General features: G+C 62.1%; 19 protein-coding genes. 3 read left to right on the top strand and 16 right to left on the bottom strand.

Features of this window, described 5'->3' with window-relative positions; all coding sequences use genetic code 11:
- Positions 1-63: 63 nt before the first annotated feature.
- The 11 genes from CXQ80_RS05085 to ffh form a co-directional block, all read right to left on the bottom strand.
- The gene (locus tag CXQ80_RS05085) at positions 64-504 is read right to left on the bottom strand and encodes a response regulator (RefSeq protein WP_101317113.1); all 441 of its coding nucleotides are present in this window, start codon (positions 502-504) and stop codon (positions 64-66) included.
- A 480-nt stretch (positions 505-984) separates the two neighbouring features.
- On the bottom strand, positions 985-2,394 hold the full coding sequence (thrC, locus tag CXQ80_RS05080; protein WP_101317111.1) for a threonine synthase: 1,410 nt from the start codon (positions 2,392-2,394) through the stop codon (positions 985-987).
- Between the two features lie 54 nt (positions 2,395-2,448).
- Entirely contained in the window at positions 2,449-3,753 is a 1,305-nt protein-coding gene (locus CXQ80_RS05075; protein ID WP_101317109.1) for a homoserine dehydrogenase, read from the bottom strand.
- An 82-nt stretch (positions 3,754-3,835) separates the two neighbouring features.
- Positions 3,836-4,591 carry a thioredoxin fold domain-containing protein gene (locus CXQ80_RS05070; RefSeq protein WP_101317107.1) on the bottom strand — a complete coding sequence of 252 codons (756 nt, stop codon included), beginning with the start codon at positions 4,589-4,591 and terminating at the stop codon, positions 3,836-3,838.
- A gap of 154 nt (positions 4,592-4,745) precedes the next feature.
- Entirely contained in the window at positions 4,746-5,642 is an 897-nt protein-coding gene (xerD, locus tag CXQ80_RS05065; protein ID WP_101317105.1) for a site-specific tyrosine recombinase XerD, read from the bottom strand.
- An 81-nt stretch (positions 5,643-5,723) separates the two neighbouring features.
- Positions 5,724-6,134: an acyl-CoA thioesterase gene (locus CXQ80_RS05060; protein ID WP_101317103.1), complete on the bottom strand. Its 411-nt coding sequence runs from the start codon at positions 6,132-6,134 to the stop codon at positions 5,724-5,726.
- Between the two features lie 102 nt (positions 6,135-6,236).
- The gene (rplS, locus tag CXQ80_RS05055; protein ID WP_023629812.1) at positions 6,237-6,587 is read right to left on the bottom strand and encodes a 50S ribosomal protein L19; all 351 of its coding nucleotides are present in this window, start codon (positions 6,585-6,587) and stop codon (positions 6,237-6,239) included.
- 42 nt (positions 6,588-6,629) lie between these two features.
- A complete protein-coding gene (gene trmD, locus CXQ80_RS05050) occupies positions 6,630-7,382 on the bottom strand; it encodes a tRNA (guanosine(37)-N1)-methyltransferase TrmD (RefSeq protein WP_101317101.1) in 753 nt (250 codons plus the stop codon).
- Positions 7,383-7,385: 3 nt separating this feature from the next.
- On the bottom strand, positions 7,386-7,922 hold the full coding sequence (gene rimM / locus CXQ80_RS05045) for a ribosome maturation factor RimM (protein WP_101317099.1): 537 nt from the start codon (positions 7,920-7,922) through the stop codon (positions 7,386-7,388).
- 5 nt (positions 7,923-7,927) lie between these two features.
- On the bottom strand, positions 7,928-8,179 hold the full coding sequence (gene rpsP / locus CXQ80_RS05040) for a 30S ribosomal protein S16 (RefSeq protein ID WP_101317097.1): 252 nt from the start codon (positions 8,177-8,179) through the stop codon (positions 7,928-7,930).
- A gap of 245 nt (positions 8,180-8,424) precedes the next feature.
- Positions 8,425-9,801, bottom strand: a complete 1,377-nt coding sequence (gene ffh, locus CXQ80_RS05035) for a signal recognition particle protein (RefSeq protein ID WP_101317095.1) — start codon at positions 9,799-9,801, stop codon at positions 8,425-8,427.
- A gap of 252 nt (positions 9,802-10,053) precedes the next feature.
- Between ffh and CXQ80_RS05030 the strand changes: the two genes are divergently transcribed.
- The 3 genes from CXQ80_RS05030 to CXQ80_RS05020 all read left to right on the top strand — a co-directional run bounded on the left by CXQ80_RS05030 (position 10,054) and on the right by CXQ80_RS05020 (position 13,651).
- Positions 10,054-10,863, top strand: coding sequence for an inner membrane protein YpjD (locus CXQ80_RS05030; protein WP_101317093.1), 810 nt, complete (start codon positions 10,054-10,056; stop codon positions 10,861-10,863).
- A 9-nt stretch (positions 10,864-10,872) separates the two neighbouring features.
- On the top strand, positions 10,873-12,090 hold the full coding sequence (locus CXQ80_RS05025; protein ID WP_101317091.1) for a transporter associated domain-containing protein: 1,218 nt from the start codon (positions 10,873-10,875) through the stop codon (positions 12,088-12,090).
- Between the two features lie 256 nt (positions 12,091-12,346).
- Positions 12,347-13,651, top strand: a complete 1,305-nt coding sequence (locus CXQ80_RS05020; protein ID WP_101317089.1) for an MFS transporter — start codon at positions 12,347-12,349, stop codon at positions 13,649-13,651.
- Between the two features lie 36 nt (positions 13,652-13,687).
- Here the strand turns inward: CXQ80_RS05020 and purT are convergent, their stop codons facing one another.
- The 5 genes from purT to CXQ80_RS04995 all read right to left on the bottom strand — a co-directional run bounded on the left by purT (position 13,688) and on the right by CXQ80_RS04995 (position 16,848).
- A complete protein-coding gene (gene purT / locus CXQ80_RS05015; protein WP_101317087.1) occupies positions 13,688-14,869 on the bottom strand; it encodes a formate-dependent phosphoribosylglycinamide formyltransferase in 1,182 nt (393 codons plus the stop codon).
- An 86-nt stretch (positions 14,870-14,955) separates the two neighbouring features.
- Positions 14,956-15,423, bottom strand: a complete 468-nt coding sequence (locus tag CXQ80_RS05010; RefSeq protein WP_101317085.1) for a VUT family protein — start codon at positions 15,421-15,423, stop codon at positions 14,956-14,958.
- A gap of 58 nt (positions 15,424-15,481) precedes the next feature.
- A complete protein-coding gene (locus CXQ80_RS05005) occupies positions 15,482-15,679 on the bottom strand; it encodes a DUF1289 domain-containing protein (protein WP_101317083.1) in 198 nt (65 codons plus the stop codon).
- Position 15,680: 1 nt separating this feature from the next.
- On the bottom strand, positions 15,681-16,205 hold the full coding sequence (locus CXQ80_RS05000; RefSeq protein ID WP_101317081.1) for a gamma carbonic anhydrase family protein: 525 nt from the start codon (positions 16,203-16,205) through the stop codon (positions 15,681-15,683).
- Between the two features lie 43 nt (positions 16,206-16,248).
- Positions 16,249-16,848: a CoA pyrophosphatase gene (locus CXQ80_RS04995; protein WP_101317079.1), complete on the bottom strand. Its 600-nt coding sequence runs from the start codon at positions 16,846-16,848 to the stop codon at positions 16,249-16,251.
- Positions 16,849-16,913 lie beyond the last annotated feature (65 nt).

Below are 16,913 nucleotides of genomic sequence, written 5' to 3'. Positions count from 1 at the left end.
CTTGTTTTTTGGCTATATGGGTACTGACCCTTGGCGGCCGCAGAAAGTTCGTTGCTGCGGGGTTCAGTGAGCATGCGCGCGCATCATGACAGTTTGAAAATCGCTCACAGCAGGCTTATGGCGGCTGCCACCTACTCGCTGCAGCGTTCGTTGCAATGCTGGCATCGACAAAGGCCAGGCCAGTTCGTTGACCACCCACAAGCCTTTTTGCCGGGCCTGCTGGGCGATATCAAGATGCGCGGGACGGGGCTGACCGATCAACAGCAACGCCGTGGATGGGCAGGTCAAGCTCAGGTGCTGCAGCAACGCCTTGCCGTCGGCACTGGGCATGGCGTGGTCGATGATCAGCAGATCAGGTGCACGCCGGCGAGCCAGCAAGGTTGTGGCGGTGATCAGGTTGTCGGCGATGCGCACATTGAATATGCCCTGAGCATTGCAAGCCTGATGCAGGCTGATCTGCTGGGCGGGACGAGTGTGATAGATGACGACGTTGAGCCGGTACATAGGGCGCTCCTGAGCGCCGCGCGCCCGGGTTGAAGTAGCGCCAACTGTAGAAAGGGTCAAGTGCGAGGGATATAGGAAAAGGCTGAAAGTGCGAACAGGACAATCCGTGAATGGGGTCTGCTTCGCAGACCTTCGCGGGTGAACCCGCTCCCACAGGATGCGGTGCTCTCAGCGGACCTTTGGTTCGACGCTCCAGCAACCTCGCTTCCATACTGCACACCACTCCTGGCAACGCGAACTCTGTGGGAGCAGGCTCACCCGCGAAGCGGCCCCGCTGTTAATCTGCGCCAGCGCAGCGAGGCGTGCTCTTGATCTGCTTTTGATCTTGACCCACCGGCGACTCAGGAGGCCGAGCGCAGGTCTTGCCAAGGGAGGTGACGGCCATGGATGGCCGACAAGCGCTGCGGGCCAGGATGGCCCGTACAGCACGGTCCCCCGGGAGCAAGACCGGAGCGAGGGGACCGTCCCCCAGCTACCCCATCACAATGGCTTACCGCGATTGCCATGCTGGCTAACAAACCCCTGCACCACTTTCAGGTCATTGGCCAACACCGTACACCGCTCTTCCCGCTCAAACAGGTCAGTCAGGTGCGCCGGCAATTCCAACGCCTTGCCCACCCCAGCCTTCTCCACCGCCTCGGGGAACTTGACCGGATGCGCCGTCCCCAACACCACCATCGGCGTATCCAGACTGCGCCGGCACTCACGTGCCGCATGCACGCCAATCGCCGTATGCGGATCAAGCACCTCACCCGTGCTGGCAAACACCTCGGCAATGGTCGTGCAGGTCTGCTCGTCACTGACCGCCAGCGAATCGAACAGCTTGCGCGCCTCGGTCCAGCGGTCTTGCTCGACGCTGAAACCACCACCCTGCTTGAAGTTGGCCATCAACTCGGCAATCGCCGCACCGTTGCGCCCGTGCAGGTCGAACAGCAGCCGCTCGAAGTTGGACGAAACCATGATGTCCATCGACGGCGACAGGGTCGCGTGCAGGGTTTCCTTGACGTACTGATTGCCGCTCATGAAGCGGTGCAGGATGTCGTTACGGTTGGTCGCGACGATCAGCTGGCTGATCGGCAGGCCCATGTTGCGCGCCAGGTAACCGGCGAAGATGTCGCCGAAGTTGCCGGTCGGCACCGAGAACGCCACCGAACGCGCCGGCCCGCCCAACTGCAGGGCGGCGTGGAAGTAGTAGACGATCTGGGCCATGATCCGCGCCCAGTTGATCGAGTTGACTGCCACCAGGCGCGTGCCTTTGAGGAACGACTGGTCGGCGAAGCTGGCCTTGACCATCTCCTGGCAATCGTCGAAGTTGCCTTCGATGGCGATGTTGTGGATGTTTTCGCCAAAGATGGTGGTCATCTGCCGGCGCTGCACTTCCGATACGCGCTGATGCGGGTGCAGGATGAAGATGTCGACGTTGTCGCAACGGCGGCAGCCTTCGATAGCTGCCGAGCCGGTGTCGCCGCTGGTAGCACCGACGATCACCACGCGCTCGTTGCGCTTGGCCAATACGTGATCGAGCAGGCGGCCGAGCAGTTGCAGGGCAAAGTCCTTGAACGCCAGGGTCGGGCCGTGGAACAGCTCCAGTACCCATTCATTGGAGCCAAGCTGACGCAGCGGCGCCACTGCCGCATGGGCGAAGGCGCCGTAGGTTTCTTCGAGGATCTTCTTGAAGTCGGCGTCGGCAATGCTGCCGGCCACGAACGGGCGCATCACCCGGAAGGCCAGCTCGTGGTACGGCAGGCCGGCCCACGAGGCGATTTCTTCCTGGGTAAAACGCGGCAGGTTCTCCGGCACGTACAGGCCGCCATCACTGGCGAGACCGGCAAGCAGGACGTCTTCGAAGTTCAGGGCCGGTGCCTGGCCGCGAGTGCTGATATAGCGCATGGTGCAAACCTTCAATGCTGGGGCCCGGGCCGCAGACGCGGCCCGACGGCGAAATTAGTTGAGCTGCTCGACGCGGATGCGCACGACCTTGCCGACTACATCCTGCAGGCTCTCCAGAGCCAGGATCGCGTCGTTGATGTGCTCCTCGACCACGCGATGAGTGACCAGGATCATCGGCACCAGGCCGTCCTGCTCCTCGGCTTCCTTCTGCATGATCGACTCGATGTTGATTCCGCGCTCGGAGAGGATGCTCGCGACCTGAGCCAGCACACCGGGGTGATCCTTGGCCTGGATGCGCAGGTAGTAGGCGCTCTGGCAGGCTTCGATCGGCAGGATCGGGTGGGCCGACAGCGAATCCGGCTGGAAGGCCAGGTGCGGCACGCGGTTTTCCGGGTCGCAGGTCATCGCCCGTACCACGTCGACAAGGTCGGCGATCACCGACGAAGCAGTCGGCTCCATGCCGGCGCCAGCGCCGTAGTACAGCGTGGAACCCGCGGCATCGCCATTGACCATGACCGCGTTCATCACGCCATTGACGTTGGCGATCAGGCGGTCGCTCGGGATCAGCGTCGGGTGCACGCGCAGCTCGATACCGGCCTCGGTGCTACGAGCCACGCCCAGGTGCTTGATGCGATAGCCCAGTGCTTCGGCATAGTTGACGTCAGCAGTGGTCAGCTGAGTGATGCCTTCGGTGTAGGCCTTGTCGAACTGCAGCGGGATACCAAAGGCAATCGAGGCCAGGATGGTCAGCTTGTGCGCTGCATCGATGCCTTCGACGTCGAAGGTCGGATCGGCTTCGGCGTAACCCAACGCCTGTGCTTCGGCCAGCACATCGGGGAACGCCCGGCCTTTTTCGCGCATTTCGGTGAGGATGAAGTTACCGGTGCCGTTGATGATCCCGGCCAGCCAGTTGATGCGGTTGGCCGAAAGCCCTTCGCGGATCGCCTTGATCACCGGAATACCACCGGCAACGGCGGCTTCGAAAGCAACGATAACGCCCTTCTCGCGCGCCTTGGCAAAGATCTCGTTGCCATGTACGGCGATCAGCGCCTTGTTCGCGGTAACCACATGTTTGCCGTTTTCGATGGCCTTGAGGACCAGGTCACGGGCAATGGTGTAGCCGCCGATCAGTTCGATGACGACGTCGATTTCCGGGTTGCTGGCAACCTCGAACACGTCAGCGGTAATGGGGGTACCGGTAATCTGACAGTTCGGGTTCTGCGAGCGCATGGCAATCTGAGCAACTTCAATACCGCGCCCGGCACGACGGGCAATCTCCTCGGCGTTGCGTTGAAGTACATTGAAGGTACCGCCACCGACGGTCCCCAACCCACAGATGCCTACTTTGACCGGTTTCACTGTGAACTCCCCATAGAACGGCCGGCACTCGGCCGACCGTGAAAACTACCGCCGCCGCATGGCGACGGCGCACTGAATTGGATTACTTGCTGCCGGCAGCCAGGGCCAGCTTGGCCACTTGCGGGGCTGGCTGGTAACCAGGAATCACCTGCCCGCTTTCGAGCACGATGGCTGGCGTACCGTTGACACCGATCGACTGGCCCAACTGGAACTGTTTGCCCACCGGGTTGACGCACTTGGCCGCTTTGACGTCCTTGCCATCGGCCATCTTGTCCATCGCCGCGCGGCGGTCGCTGGAGCACCAGACGGCCTGCAACTGCTCGTCACCGGTCGAACCCAGGCCCTGGCGCGGGAAGGCGACATAGCGCACTTCGATACCGCGACGGTTGAGCTCGGGTACTTCGGCGTGCAGCTTGTGGCAGTACGGGCAGGTGGTGTCGGTGAACACGGTGATATGCGACTTGGTCTCGCCCTTGGCAGGATAAACCACCATCTCGGCAGCTGGAATGCCGTTGATGAGCTTGGCGATACCCTGGCGCTCGGTCTTCTCGGTCAGGTTGACCGGCTTGCCGTCGGCGATCTGGAACAGATAACCCTGCATGACGAACTGGCCGTCGGCGCTGGCGTAGAGCACGCGGCCGCCCTGCAGCTTGACTTCATAGAGGCCATTGAGCGGGCTGCTGGCGACGCTCTCGATCGGCACTTCCAGTTCGAGGGTCTGCAGGCTCTTGCGGATTGCCTGCTCGGCGGCGCCATTGTTGGTTTCGCTGGTTGCAGCCACAGCAAAGGTACTGGCCAGCGCCAAGGCGGCGGCGGCAATGATACGGGTCACGCGCATGGGGTACTCCTGAAGACGGACCGGGCCGAAGACGTCACCTGCGGGTAAAAAACCGCGGCGACCGTGCGGCCCTTGGTGCAAACCGCCCAAGCCTACCACATCAGGCTGTGCTGAATGAGCCCTCAGCGACCGCTCGGCGCAACATGAATTTGCTTCATCCACGCGGATGGTGCTGTGCGTGCAGCTGCTGCAGCCGAGCCTTGGCTACATGGGTGTAGATCTGCGTGGTCGACAGGTCACTGTGGCCCAGCAGCATCTGCACCACGCGCAGGTCTGCACCGTGATTGAGCAGGTGTGTGGCAAAGGCATGACGCAGGGTGTGCGGCGACAGGGCCTTGTCGATTCCGGCAACCTTGGCCTGGTGCTTGATCCGGTGCCAGAAGGTCTGCCGGGTCATCTGCTCGCCGCGCAGGCTGGGGAACAGCACGTCGCTGGGGCGCTCGTTGAGCAGCTCAGGGCGGCCATGACGCACATAGCGCTCCAGCCACAGCACAGCTTCCTCACCCATTGGCACCAGCCGCTCCTTGCTACCCTTGCCCATTACCCGCACCACGCCCTGGCGCAGATTGACCTGATCAAGGGTCAGACTGATCAGTTCGGTAACGCGCAAACCACAGGCATACAACACCTCGAGCATGGCCCGATCACGCTGACCAATAGCCTCGCTGAGATCCGGCGCCTGCAGCAACGCCTCGACGTCAGCCTCCGACAGCGACTTGGGCAGTGGCTTGCCCAGTTGCGGCATGTCGATCTGCAGGGTGGGATCGACGGCGATCAGCTTCTCCCGCAGCAGGTAGCGAAAGAAGCCACGCAGGCCGGAGATGAAACGCGCCGTCGAGCGCGGCTTGTAACCCTGATCCAGGCGCCAGGCCAGGTGATCGAGAATCAACGTGCGACCAGCATCTGGCAGGGCAACGCCATGCTCCTGCAGCCAGCCGTTGAACAGCGCAAGGTCACTGCGGTAGGACACGCGGGTGTTGTCGGACAGGCCTTTCTCAAGCCATAGCGCATCGAGAAACTGGTCAATCAAAGGGTGGTCAAGGGCGGGCATGCACAGTCGCTATCCAGGGAAGATGGGCTGAGTGTTTCACAGCCACCGACACGCTGTCATCGGCGCTCGGCGCTGCAGCCGTCAGAACCCTGCCAGCACCGGCACCGGGCGTTTGTCCTCGTCGATGGCGACAAAGCTGAAGACCCCATGAATGGCGCGCTCGCGGCCATCCAGATACATGTTCTCGACGAACACATCGACCTGCACCTGCAAGCTGGTATTGCCCACCTTGATCACAGTGCCGACCAGCTCGACGATGGTTCCGGCCGGGATCGGGTGTTTGAAGTCGATGCGATCGGTCGACACGGTCACCAACGGCAAGCGGCAAAAGCGCGTTGCCGCGATGAACGACACTTCATCCATCCAGGCCAGCGCGGTGCCGCCAAACAAGGTGTTGTGGTGGTTGGTGGTGTTGGGGAACACCGCCTTGGTCACGCGGGTTACCGACAGTTCGGTGCGGCGCTGGATTTCCTGCTCGCGGGTATTGGTCATGGTTATGTCACATCACTAAGGCAAGGTTGCAGAAAGCAAAAAAGCAGCCCGAAGGCTGCTTTTTTTCTCGCATGGCGGCCGCAGCCGCCAGTCAAACTGTACTCAGGACAGTTTTTCTTTGATGCGAGCGGCTTTGCCGGACAGGTCACGCAGGTAGTACAGCTTGGCTTTACGCACGTCACCACGACGTTTCACGGCCAGGCTGTCGATCTGCGGGCTGTAGGTCTGGAAGGTACGCTCAACGCCAACGCCGCTGGAGATCTTGCGCACGGTGAAGGCGCTGTTCAGACCGCGGTTACGCTTGGCGATAACAACGCCTTCGAATGCCTGCAGACGGGAACGATCACCTTCCTTCACTTTAACCTGGACGACAATGGTGTCGCCTGGTGCGAAGGTAGGGATTTCCTTGCTCATCTGCTCTGCTTCGAGCTGCTGGATGATTTTGTTAGTCATGCTGTGCTCCTAAGGTGGAAAACGTGATCCACCATCGATACGTTAACTATCGTTCCGCTCGCGGAGGTATTCCTCGAGCAGCTTTTTCTCTTCTCCAGAAAGTGAGCGACTTTCCAGAAGATCGGCGCGACGTTCGAAGGTCCTACCAAGGGACTGCTTCATCCGCCATCGCCGGATATGTGCATGGTTGCCACTTAGCAACACGTCGGGTACACGCTGATCCGCATACACCTCAGGTCGGGTGTAGTGCGGGCAATCCAGCAAGCCATCGGTGAAGGAATCTTCCTCCGCCGAGCCTATATGCCCTAAAGCTCCGGGCAGCAGCCGCGTAACCGCATCGATCAGTACCATGGCCGGCAGCTCGCCACCGGAAAGTACATAGTCACCAATCGACCACTCTTCATCGACATGAGCCTCAATAAAGCGCTCGTCAATGCCTTCGTATCGGCCGGCGATCAGGATCAAAGATTCCTGTTCGGCCAAGCCTTGAACCGCCTGCTGATCCAGCTTGCGGCCCTGTGGCGAGAGGTAGATCACCTTCGCCGTTGCTCCGGTCGCTTGCCTGGCGCTAGCCAGTGCATCTTCCAGAGGCTTGATCTTCATCACCATCCCCGGACCACCGCCAAACGGCCGATCATCCACCGTATGGTGACGATCTGTGGTGTAGTCCCGCGGATTCCAGCAAGTGACTTGCAACAAGCCCTGCTTCACCGCGCGGCTGGTAATGCCGTACTCAGTAATGGCCGAGAACATCTCGGGGAACAACGTGATGACTTCTACGCGAAGGTTACCCATCAGTTAGAAATCCGCGTCCCATTCGACCCGCATCACGCCGGCTTCAAGGTCGACTGCAAGCACGCATTGCGCCGTATAGGGCAACAGACGCTCACGGTCATCCAGGCTGCCTGCACAAGGCTTGACCACCATTACATCGTTCGCGCCGGTCTCCAACAGGTGATCAACCGTGCCGAACAGATGCTCGTCCTGGTTGATGACTTTCAGACCTTGCAACTGGTACCAGTAGTACTCGTCGTCAGTCAGGTTGGGCAAAAGGCTTCGCGAGATGCAAATCTCGTAACCGCTCAGAAGACGTGCTTCGTCACGATCGTCGAGGCCCTTGAGCTTGGCGACCAGCTCCTTTTTATTGGAACGGCCACTGACCAGCTCGACCTGCTTGACCGTCCCTTCGCGCCGAAGCGTCCAGTTCTGGTAATCCAACAGGTTTTCAATCGGATCGGTAAAGGAATAAACCTTCACCTCGCCGCGAACGCCGTGTACCGAAAAAATCTTGCCAACGACGATGAGGTCGTCAGCCTTTTCTGGCGTCGCGTTCATACTGTTCAGGCAGCAGCCTTGGCAGCTTCCTTCAGCAGCTGAGCAACACGCTCAGACGGCTGTGCGCCAACGCTCAACCAGTGAGCAACGCGGTCTTGTTTAACGGACAGACGAACTTCCTGACCACGAGCGACCGGGTTGAAGAAGCCAACCTGTTCGATGTGGGAGCCGTCACGCGGGTTACGCGAGTCGGTTACGGTCAGTTGGTAGAACGGGCGCTTTTTGGAGCCGCCACGGGCAAGACGAATGGTAAGCATTGAACATCGTTCCTGTAGTCGGTGCTGCAAATCATGATGCACAGCGGGCACACGGGTGCCCGAAAGGCCGCATATTCTCAAGGAATATCCGGACATTTGCAAATGCCTTTTTTCACCGGGTTGTTCACCCTGAAAAAAGACCCGCCTGCCGATCTGCGATAAAGCTGCCTCTCGCAAGGCAGCGGTGTCCCCGCCGAAGCGGGATCCCGGCCAGCCGCGCCTTCGCGCCACTGGCCTGAGTAGGGTTACATCTTGGGCATGCCGCCACCTGGCATCATGCCGCCAAGGCCGCGCATCATCTTCGACATGCCGCCCTTGGTGGAAAATTTCTTCATCATCTTCTGCATTTGCTTGTGCTGCTTGATCAACCGGCCGACGTCCTGCACCTGAGTGCCGGAGCCGAGGGCGATGCGGCGCTTGCGCGAACCGCTGATCAAATCGGGATCGCGGCGCTCGGCCGGGGTCATCGAGTTGATCATCGCTTCCATCTGCTTGAACTGCTTCTCGGCCGCGCCCTGGGCATTGCCCATCTGCGACAGGTTGACCCCGCCGATGCTCGGCAGCTTGTCCATCAAGCCGCCGAGGCCGCCCATGTTCTTCATCTGTTGCAACTGGTCGCGGAAGTCTTCGAGGTCGAAGCCCTTGCCCTTCTTCAGCTTCTTGGCCAGCTTGTCGGCCTTGGCCTTGTCGATGGTCTGCTCGGCCTGCTCGATCAGGCTGAGCACGTCGCCCATGCCGAGGATGCGCGAGGCGATACGGTCAGGGTGGAACGGCTCGAGCGCGTCGCTCTTCTCGCCCATACCGATGAACTTGATCGGCTTGCCGGTGATCGAGCGTACCGACAGCGCGGCACCGCCACGGGCGTCACCGTCGACTTTGGTCAGCACTACGCCGGTCAGCGGCAGCGCATCACCAAACGCCTTGGCGGTGTTGGCGGCATCCTGACCGGTCATGGCGTCGACCACGAACAGGGTCTCAACCGGCTTGACCGCAGCGTGCAACGCCTTGATCTCGTCCATCATGTCGCTGTCGATGTGCAGACGACCGGCGGTGTCGAGGATGACCACGTCGATGAACTTGAGCTTGGCCTCGCGGATCGCCGCTTCAGCGATTGCCACAGGCTTCTGGCTGATATCGGACGGGAAGAAGGTCACGCCGACTTCGCCTGCCAGGGTCTCCAGCTGTTTGATCGCCGCCGGACGGTAGACGTCGGCAGACACCACCATCACCGACTTCTTCTTGCGCTCTTTAAGGAAGCGCGCCAGCTTGCCGGCGGTGGTGGTCTTGCCCGCACCCTGCAGGCCGGCCATCAGCACCACGGCGGGCGGGGCGGCGTTCAGGGCAAGGTCTTCGTTGGCTGCGCCCATCAGGCTTTCGAGTTCGGCCTGGACGATCTTCACGAACGCCTGGCCCGGGCTCAGGCTGCGCGACACCTCGGTGCCGATTGCGCGTTCCTTGATGCTGTTGACGAAATCCTTGACCACCGGCAGCGCAACGTCGGCTTCGAGCAACGCCATGCGCACTTCGCGCAGCGTGTCCTTGATGTTGTCTTCGGTCAGCTTGGCCTTGCCGGTGACATGGCGCAGCGTCTGTGACAGGCGGTCGGTCAGGTTTTCGAACATGGTGATCCTTTCAGGCTTGGCAAAGCCGCGATTTGTCAGGCGCCCCGGCGGTAATCGACACGCACGGGGAACAGCAAGCCGGCGATTATAGCGGAGACTTGACGCCGCGCACACCATGTACAGGACCATCGGCCCAATCACCCGCAGCGCGAGGCCTGCGCTGGATCAACGGCAGAGCCGTGCTTCGGCCTTCCTTGGCACCCGCGTTCTATGCCAAACTCGCGATCTTCCCGGGCTTGCCTATCAGGACTTATGCTCTCTTCACCCAGCCTCATCCCCAATCTGCTCGCCGCCGGCCTTTATATTGCCGCTGCGATCTACCACAGCATGCGCCTGGCCCAGGGCACGCGTGCCGACAAGCGCCTGCTCGGTCTGCTCGGCACGATCGCGGTCATCGCCCAGGCCGGCGCGCTGTTCTTCCAGCTGATCACCCCGTTGGGGCTGAGCCTGGACTTCTTCAGTGCCTCGAGCCTGATCGCCGTCGCAGTGATCGCCCTGACCCTGCTGGCGTGCCTGCGCATTCCGGTGGAGAACCTGCTGGTCCTGCTGTTCCCGCTCGGCGCGATCACCGCCTTGCTGGCGCAGTTCGCCCCCGCAGGTACAGTGCCGCTGATCAACGAAGAACCGGGCATCCTTGCCCATATCCTGCTGTCGATCCTGGCATACGGGCTGTTCACCATCGCCGTGTTCCAGGCGCTGCTGCTGTTGCTGCAGGACTACCAGCTCAAGCACAAGCACCCGTCCGGGCTGATCCGCAACTTCCCGCCGCTGCAAACCATGGAAAGCCTGCTGTTCGGCTTCCTCTGGGCCGGCTGGGCACTGCTGTCGCTGTCACTGATCTCGGGCTGGCTGTTCCTCGACAACCTGTTTGCCCAGCACCTGGTGCACAAGACCTTGCTCGCCTGCGTGGCGTGGGTGGTGTTCAGCGTGCTGCTGTGGGGCCGTACCCGCCTGGGCTGGCGCGGGCACAAGGCGATCCGCTGGACCCTGGCCGGTTTCTGCCTGCTGATGCTGGCCTATTTCGGCAGCAAGCTGGTACGCGAATTCATCCTGCATATCTGACGGTGGTCCATGGATAGTCTGCCGCTGTTCGTCCAGTTGCATGCGCCACTGCTGGGTTGCCTGGCCCTGGCGCTGCTGTGGGCGGCATTGTTCACTGCGGTCGATAGCGCCCGCCAACAACTCAACGCGCAACCACGTGGCACAGAGCCTGTCGCACCTGCCTTGCCGGCTCAGGCGTTGGTGCTCGGCGCCAGTCTGGGCAAGCTGTTGGTGTTTGGCCTGGGCTGTCTGCTGGGTCAGCGCTACAGCGGCGAGCACGGCTTCTGGCTGGGCGGTCTGATGGCTGCGGTATTGGTGCTGGTACTGGCCGAATACCTGCCGCGGCGAATGGTACGGCGTAATCCGGAAGCGTTCGTCAGCCTTGGCGCCAACCTGCTGAAGTTGCCGCTGACCCTGCTGCAACCGCTGGCGTGCCTGCTCGACGGTATCGCCAAGCTCATCCTGCGCCCGTTCCGCCCGGCGCCGACTGCGGTTGCGCTGCACCCACAGAATAACGACGATGACGATCAGGACGAGTTCGAAGCCCAGCGCCACGGCCTGCTCGATGGTTTGCGTTCACTTGACGAGATCACCGTCAACGACATTCTGGTGCCACGCAACGAAGTCGACGGGATCAATCTCGACGACTCTATCGAACGCATCATCGAACAACTGATCGTCAGCCGGCATACCCGCTTGCCGGTGTTTCACAACGACATCAACCAGGTCGAGGCAATCCTCAACACCAAGCTGATCAGCCATCTGCTGCCACACGCCGAGCTGACCCTGGAGGCGATTACCGCCGCCTGCTATGAGCCGTACTTCGTGCCCGAAAGCACGCCACTGCAGATGCAGCTGCTGAACTTTCACAAGCAGCAACGGCGCCTTGGCGTGGTGGTCGATGAATACGGCGAAGTGCTGGGCATCGTCACTCTGGAAGACATCCTCGAAGAAATCGTCGGCGAGTTCGAGGACGAGCAAAGCCCGCAGAACCCGCACATTCATCCGCAGGCCGACGGCCGCTTCGTCATCGAAGGCGCCGCTTCGCTGCGCGAGGTCAACCGCAGCCTGGGCTGGCATCTGCCCTGTGACGGCGGGCCGAAGACCCTCAACGGGTTGGTCACCGAGGCACTGGAAAGCATCCCGGCCAGTGCCGTGTGCCTGAAGATTGGCCGCTACCGGCTGGAAATCCTTGAAACCGAAGACAATTGTGCGAGCAAGGTACTGGTCTGGACCGTGACCCGCTAGCTATACTCGGGTCACGCTTACCCAGCCCTGCCGTCGCGCCCGCTATCCGCATTTGGCGCCACACGGCCAGTCCGCTCCACTGATGTACCCCGCGCGCCTGCCTCACCATCCTGAACAGTGCCCGCTCCCCTCGCCTACCCCCAGGGCTTTGATCAGTCGAGCGACCCACAACCATTCGCTCCAGCGCCTGTGCGCGCGCAGCTGCCTGTCTGACCTGCGCCGGCCACGGAGCTTCGACTGTCAGGGATCTACACAGATGACCACCAGCAGCACCTATTCCGATTCGACCCCGGCAGCACCGGTCAACTCGCCAGCGAGGGTGGCTACCGCCAGCTTTATCGGCACCGCGATCGAGTTCTACGACTTCTATGTCTACGCCACCGCCGCCGCGCTGGTGATCGGCCCGGTGTTCTTCCCGTCCGGCTCGGGCACCGCGCAGATGCTCGCGGCGTTTCTGACCTTCGGCATCGCCTTCATGGCGCGGCCGTTGGGTTCCGCCCTGTTCGGCCATTTTGGCGACCGGATCGGCCGTAAATCGACTCTGGTTGCCTCGCTGCTGCTGATGGGCGTGTCGACCACGCTGATCGGTGTGCTGCCGGGCTACGACAGCATTGGCGTGTGGGCACCGATCATCCTGTGCATCCTGCGCTTTGGCCAAGGCCTGGGCCTGGGTGGCGAATGGGGCGGCGCAGCACTGCTGGCCACAGAGAACGCCCCGCCAGGCAAGCGCGCCTGGTTCGGCATGTTCCCGCAACTTGGCCCGTCGATTGGTTTTCTGGCGGCCAACGGGCTGTTCCTCGGCCTCGCTCTAGGCCTGAGTGACGAGCAGTTCCGCGCGTGGGGCTGGCGCATCCCATTCCTGCTCAGCGCCGCACTGGTGCTGGTTGGTCTGTATGTGCGCCTCAAGCTGGAAGAGAGCCCGGTGTTCGCCAAGGCGATTGCCGACAATCAGCGGGTGAAGATGCCGGTAGTGGATGTCTTTGCCAAACACTGGCGGCCAACCCTGCTCGGCGCCGCAGCCATGGTCGTGTGCTATGCGCTGTTCTACATTTCGACGGTATTCTCGCTCAGCTATGGCGTGAGCACCCTTGGCTACAGCCGCGAGACCTTCCTTGGCCTGCTGTGCTTTGCAGTGGTGTTCATGGCCTTGGCCACGCCGCTGTCGGCCTGGCTCAGCGACCGCTACGGGCGCAAACCGGTGCTGATCGTCGGCGCACTGCTGGCAATTGCGTCGGGCTTTACCATGGAGCCACTGCTGACCTCAGGCTCGACCGCGGGCGTGGCGCTGTTTCTGGCGATCGAACTGTTCTTGATGGGCGTGACCTTCGCGCCGATGGGCGCGTTGCTGCCCGAGCTGTTCCCGACTCAGGTGCGTTATACCGGCGCGTCGGCGGCGTATAACCTGGGCGGTATTGTCGGCGCCTCGGCGGCACCGTTCTTTGCCCAGAAGCTGGTGAGCATGGGCGGTTTGAGCTGGGTTGGCGGGTATGTGTCGGCGGCAGCGCTGATCAGCCTGCTGGCTGTGCTGTGCCTGAAGGAGACGCGCAACGCGCACCTCTGATGGAAGTTGGGGCTGCAAGGCAGCCCCATTGCTGAATCAGAACTCGACCTTGACCGCCTGCGCTGAACGGGTCGCCTTGGCCCGTGCGGCCTCGATCGACTCGTCACGCGCCAGGCACACGCCCATGCGGCGCTGGCCGTCGATTTCGGGCTTGCCGAACAGGCGGATCGCCGTGTCAGGCTCGCTCAGGGCAGCGCCAAGGTTGGCGAAGCTGGTCTGCTGCGACTTGCCTTGCGGCAGGATCACCGCCGACGCCGATGGACCAAACTGACGCACCAGTGGAATCGGCAGACCGAGGATCGCCCGCGCGTGCAGGGCAAACTGCGACAGGTCCTGGGAAATCAAGGTGACCAGGCCGGTATCGTGCGGGCGCGGCGAGACTTCGCTGAACCACACCTGATCGCCTTTGACGAACAGCTCGACGCCAAACAGGCCACGCCCGCCGAGGGCATCGGTAACTGCCTGGGCGACGCGCTGCGACTCGGCCAAAGCCTTGGCGCTCATCGCCTGTGGCTGCCAAGACTCTTGATAGTCACCCTTCTCCTGACGATGGCCGACCGGCGCAAGGAAGGTGGTGCCACCGACGTGGCGCACGGTCAGCAGGGTGATCTCGTATTCAAAGTCGATAAAGCCTTCGACGATTACCCGACCTTTACCGGCGCGGCCACCTTCCTGGGCGTAGTCCCAGGCCTGTTGCAGGTCATCGGCGCTGCGCAGCAGGCTCTGGCCCTTGCCCGACGAACTCATCACCGGCTTGACCACGCACGGGTAGCCGAGGTCATTGACGGCGCTGGCGTAGTCCTCGAAGGTGTCGGCGAAGTGGTACGGCGAGGTCGGCAGGTCCAGCTCTTCGGCGGCCAGGCGACGAATGCCTTCGCGGTTCATGGTCAGCTGAGTCGCGCGTGCGGTTGGCACCACGTTGAAGCCTTCGTTTTCCAGCTCGACCAGAGTCGCGGTGGCGATGGCTTCGATTTCAGGGACGATGTAATGCGGTTTTTCTGCCTCGATCACTGCCCGCAGCGCAACCCCATCAAGCATGTTGATGACGTGGCTGCGGTGCGCGACCTGCATGGCCGGCGCGTTGGCGTAGCGGTCGACGGCGATCACTTCGACGCCCAGGCGCTGCAGCTCGATCACCACTTCTTTGCCCAGCTCGCCGCAGCCGCACAGCAGTACACGGGTCGCGGTCGGCGACAGTGGAGTTCCGATACGGGTCATTTCAGGTCCTCGTGGGCGTGCGGGGCGGCGTCAGGCTGAGCGCTACCCGCTGAAAAAGGACCGGTATTCTACAACAGGCGCGGCGCTCAGCGCAGCAGCGCTGCCTTGCGTGCGCGCCAGGTCATCGCCAACCACACGGCGCTGACGCCGGCAAACTTGGAGGCCATGGCGGTGCCGACCACAAGCGGCGTCAACGCGCCGATCATGCCGAAGAAGATAAAGGTGTCCACCGGAATGCTCAGCGCCGAGCTCAGCCACAGGCGATCGCGCAGCGGCCGCTTGGTGATGCTGAACACCAGCCAGTCGATCAGTTCGGAGACAAAGAACGCGGTGGCGCTGGCCAGGGCGATGGCCGGTTCCGAGGTGATGTACGACAGCACCAGCGCGGCCAGCATAGCCACCAGCGCGCCGTGGCCAAAGCGGGTTTGCACCATGTCACGCAGAATGAACACCAGCCCGCCCCAGGCGGACCAGATCACGTCCAGATGCGGAGCGCTGGAAAACGCGTAGTTGATCAGCACTACGCTGCTGATATAGGCGAGCAGATAGAACATGGTGAGCGACCTTCGGGCAAGCCGCACAGATTACTTGATTTTCAAGTCAACGCCAGCCTCACAGGCCAACAATCATCCCGGACGCCAGCGCCCGCTCATGGCACAGCCTGAGTACCTGCCGGCGTTCGTCGTTATCCATCCGCCCCCAGCGGCTGATCTCGGCCACGCTGCGCTGGCAACCGGTGCAGATATCCTGCTCATCCAGCGCGCAGATGTTCACGCAGGGCGAGCTGACCGGACGTTCGACTTCGCTCATGTCAGTCTTCCTGCACAGCGAGGTCGCGGGCATAGCGCTCGGCGTTGTGCACGTAGTGAGCGGCGCTGGCTTCGAGCATGCTTTTCTGCGCATCGGTCAGCTCGCGCACGACCTTGCCCGGCGAGCCCATCACCAACGAGCCGTCAGGGATTTCCTTGCCTTCTGCAATCAGCGCATTGGCGCCGATGATGCAGTGTTTGCCGATACGCGCGCCGTTGAGCACCACCGCGTTGATGCCGATCAGGCTGTGGTCGCCAACCGTGCAGCCATGCAGCATGGCGTTGTGGCCAATGGTCACGCCCTTGCCGATGGTCAGCGGCGAGCCCATGTCGGTGTGCATTACGGTGCCGTCCTGGACATTACTGCCCTCGCCGATGTCGATCAGCTCGTTGTCGCCGCGCAGCACCGCGCCAAACCACACGCTGGCCCCGGCCTGCAGGCGGACCTTGCCGATCAGCGTGGCGGTCGGTGCCGTCCAGCTGGTGGGATGGGTCTCTACGTGCATGTCACCCAGGCGGTACTTCATGGTTGGCTCCTCACGGTCGGCGGCTTGGTGGGGTCGACCCCACTCAGATATTGATGAAACGCTCAGGCGGCTGATGCAGGCTGATACCTGCGTCATACAACAGGTTGACCAGTTCGACGATCATGATCGCCGACAAACCCCAGATCTTGTAGCCCTCATAGCGATAGCTGGGCACATACCAACTGCGGCCTTGATAATCGATGCGGTGGGTGTGGTCGCGCGGGTCCTGACGGAAGAACTCCAGCGGCACGCTGAACACCGCGGCAATCTCGGCGTCGTTGGGCCGGTATTCGACGTAGTCAGGGATCAAACCGACGAACGGCGTCACCTTCAGGCCATGCAGCGAAATCAGCGGGCTGAGCGGCCCGATCACTTCCACCAGGCCCGGCGGCAGGCCGATCTCTTCATGGGCTTCGCGCAGCGCGGTGAACACCAGATCCGGATCTTCCGGGTCACGCCGTCCACCGGGAAACGCCACTTCGCCGCCATGGGTCGACAGGCCCTTGGCCCGCAGGGTCAAGACCAGCTCGGGCTCATCGCTGCGGGTGATGGGCAGCAGCACCGCCGCTTCCGGAAAACGACGGTCACCCGCCATGGCCGCGGGGGTATGGTTGCTCATTCGGCGCAACAGCTCGTCCAGCATACGCACTCTCGATTGCAAGGCCTGCCGTGCATGATGCACCAAAAGCTGCGGGCCACCCAAGCCCT

The sequence above is a fragment of the Pseudomonas sp. 02C 26 genome, from assembly GCF_002843585.1.
Lineage (GTDB): Bacteria > Pseudomonadota > Gammaproteobacteria > Pseudomonadales > Pseudomonadaceae > Aquipseudomonas > Aquipseudomonas shirazensis.
This window is presented reverse-complemented; position numbering and strand designations above follow the sequence as displayed.

What these genes read in the sequence shown, in the direction of transcription:
- CXQ80_RS05085 (WP_101317113.1), bottom strand. Translation starts at nt 504, where the DNA reads ATGTACCGGCTCAACGTCGTCATCTATCACACTCGTCCCGCCCAGCAG.
- thrC (WP_101317111.1), bottom strand. Translation starts at nt 2,394, where the DNA reads ATGCGCTATATCAGCACTCGCGGCCAGGCACCGGCCCTGAACTTCGAA.
- CXQ80_RS05070 (WP_101317107.1), bottom strand. Translation starts at nt 4,591, where the DNA reads ATGCGCGTGACCCGTATCATTGCCGCCGCCGCCTTGGCGCTGGCCAGT.
- xerD (WP_101317105.1), bottom strand. Translation starts at nt 5,642, where the DNA reads ATGCCCGCCCTTGACCACCCTTTGATTGACCAGTTTCTCGATGCGCTA.
- CXQ80_RS05060 (WP_101317103.1), bottom strand. Translation starts at nt 6,134, where the DNA reads ATGACCAATACCCGCGAGCAGGAAATCCAGCGCCGCACCGAACTGTCG.
- rplS (WP_023629812.1), bottom strand. Translation starts at nt 6,587, where the DNA reads ATGACTAACAAAATCATCCAGCAGCTCGAAGCAGAGCAGATGAGCAAG.
- trmD (WP_101317101.1), bottom strand. Translation starts at nt 7,382, where the DNA reads ATGGGTAACCTTCGCGTAGAAGTCATCACGTTGTTCCCCGAGATGTTC.
- rimM (WP_101317099.1), bottom strand. Translation starts at nt 7,922, where the DNA reads ATGAACGCGACGCCAGAAAAGGCTGACGACCTCATCGTCGTTGGCAAG.
- rpsP (WP_101317097.1), bottom strand. Translation starts at nt 8,179, where the DNA reads ATGCTTACCATTCGTCTTGCCCGTGGCGGCTCCAAAAAGCGCCCGTTC.
- ffh (WP_101317095.1), bottom strand. Translation starts at nt 9,801, where the DNA reads ATGTTCGAAAACCTGACCGACCGCCTGTCACAGACGCTGCGCCATGTC.
- CXQ80_RS05030 (WP_101317093.1), top strand. Translation starts at nt 10,054, where the DNA reads ATGCTCTCTTCACCCAGCCTCATCCCCAATCTGCTCGCCGCCGGCCTT.
- CXQ80_RS05025 (WP_101317091.1), top strand. Translation starts at nt 10,873, where the DNA reads ATGGATAGTCTGCCGCTGTTCGTCCAGTTGCATGCGCCACTGCTGGGT.
- CXQ80_RS05020 (WP_101317089.1), top strand. Translation starts at nt 12,347, where the DNA reads ATGACCACCAGCAGCACCTATTCCGATTCGACCCCGGCAGCACCGGTC.
- purT (WP_101317087.1), bottom strand. Translation starts at nt 14,869, where the DNA reads ATGACCCGTATCGGAACTCCACTGTCGCCGACCGCGACCCGTGTACTG.
- CXQ80_RS05010 (WP_101317085.1), bottom strand. Translation starts at nt 15,423, where the DNA reads ATGTTCTATCTGCTCGCCTATATCAGCAGCGTAGTGCTGATCAACTAC.
- CXQ80_RS05005 (WP_101317083.1), bottom strand. Translation starts at nt 15,679, where the DNA reads ATGAGCGAAGTCGAACGTCCGGTCAGCTCGCCCTGCGTGAACATCTGC.
- CXQ80_RS05000 (WP_101317081.1), bottom strand. Translation starts at nt 16,205, where the DNA reads ATGAAGTACCGCCTGGGTGACATGCACGTAGAGACCCATCCCACCAGC.
- CXQ80_RS04995 (WP_101317079.1), bottom strand. Translation starts at nt 16,848, where the DNA reads ATGCTGGACGAGCTGTTGCGCCGAATGAGCAACCATACCCCCGCGGCC.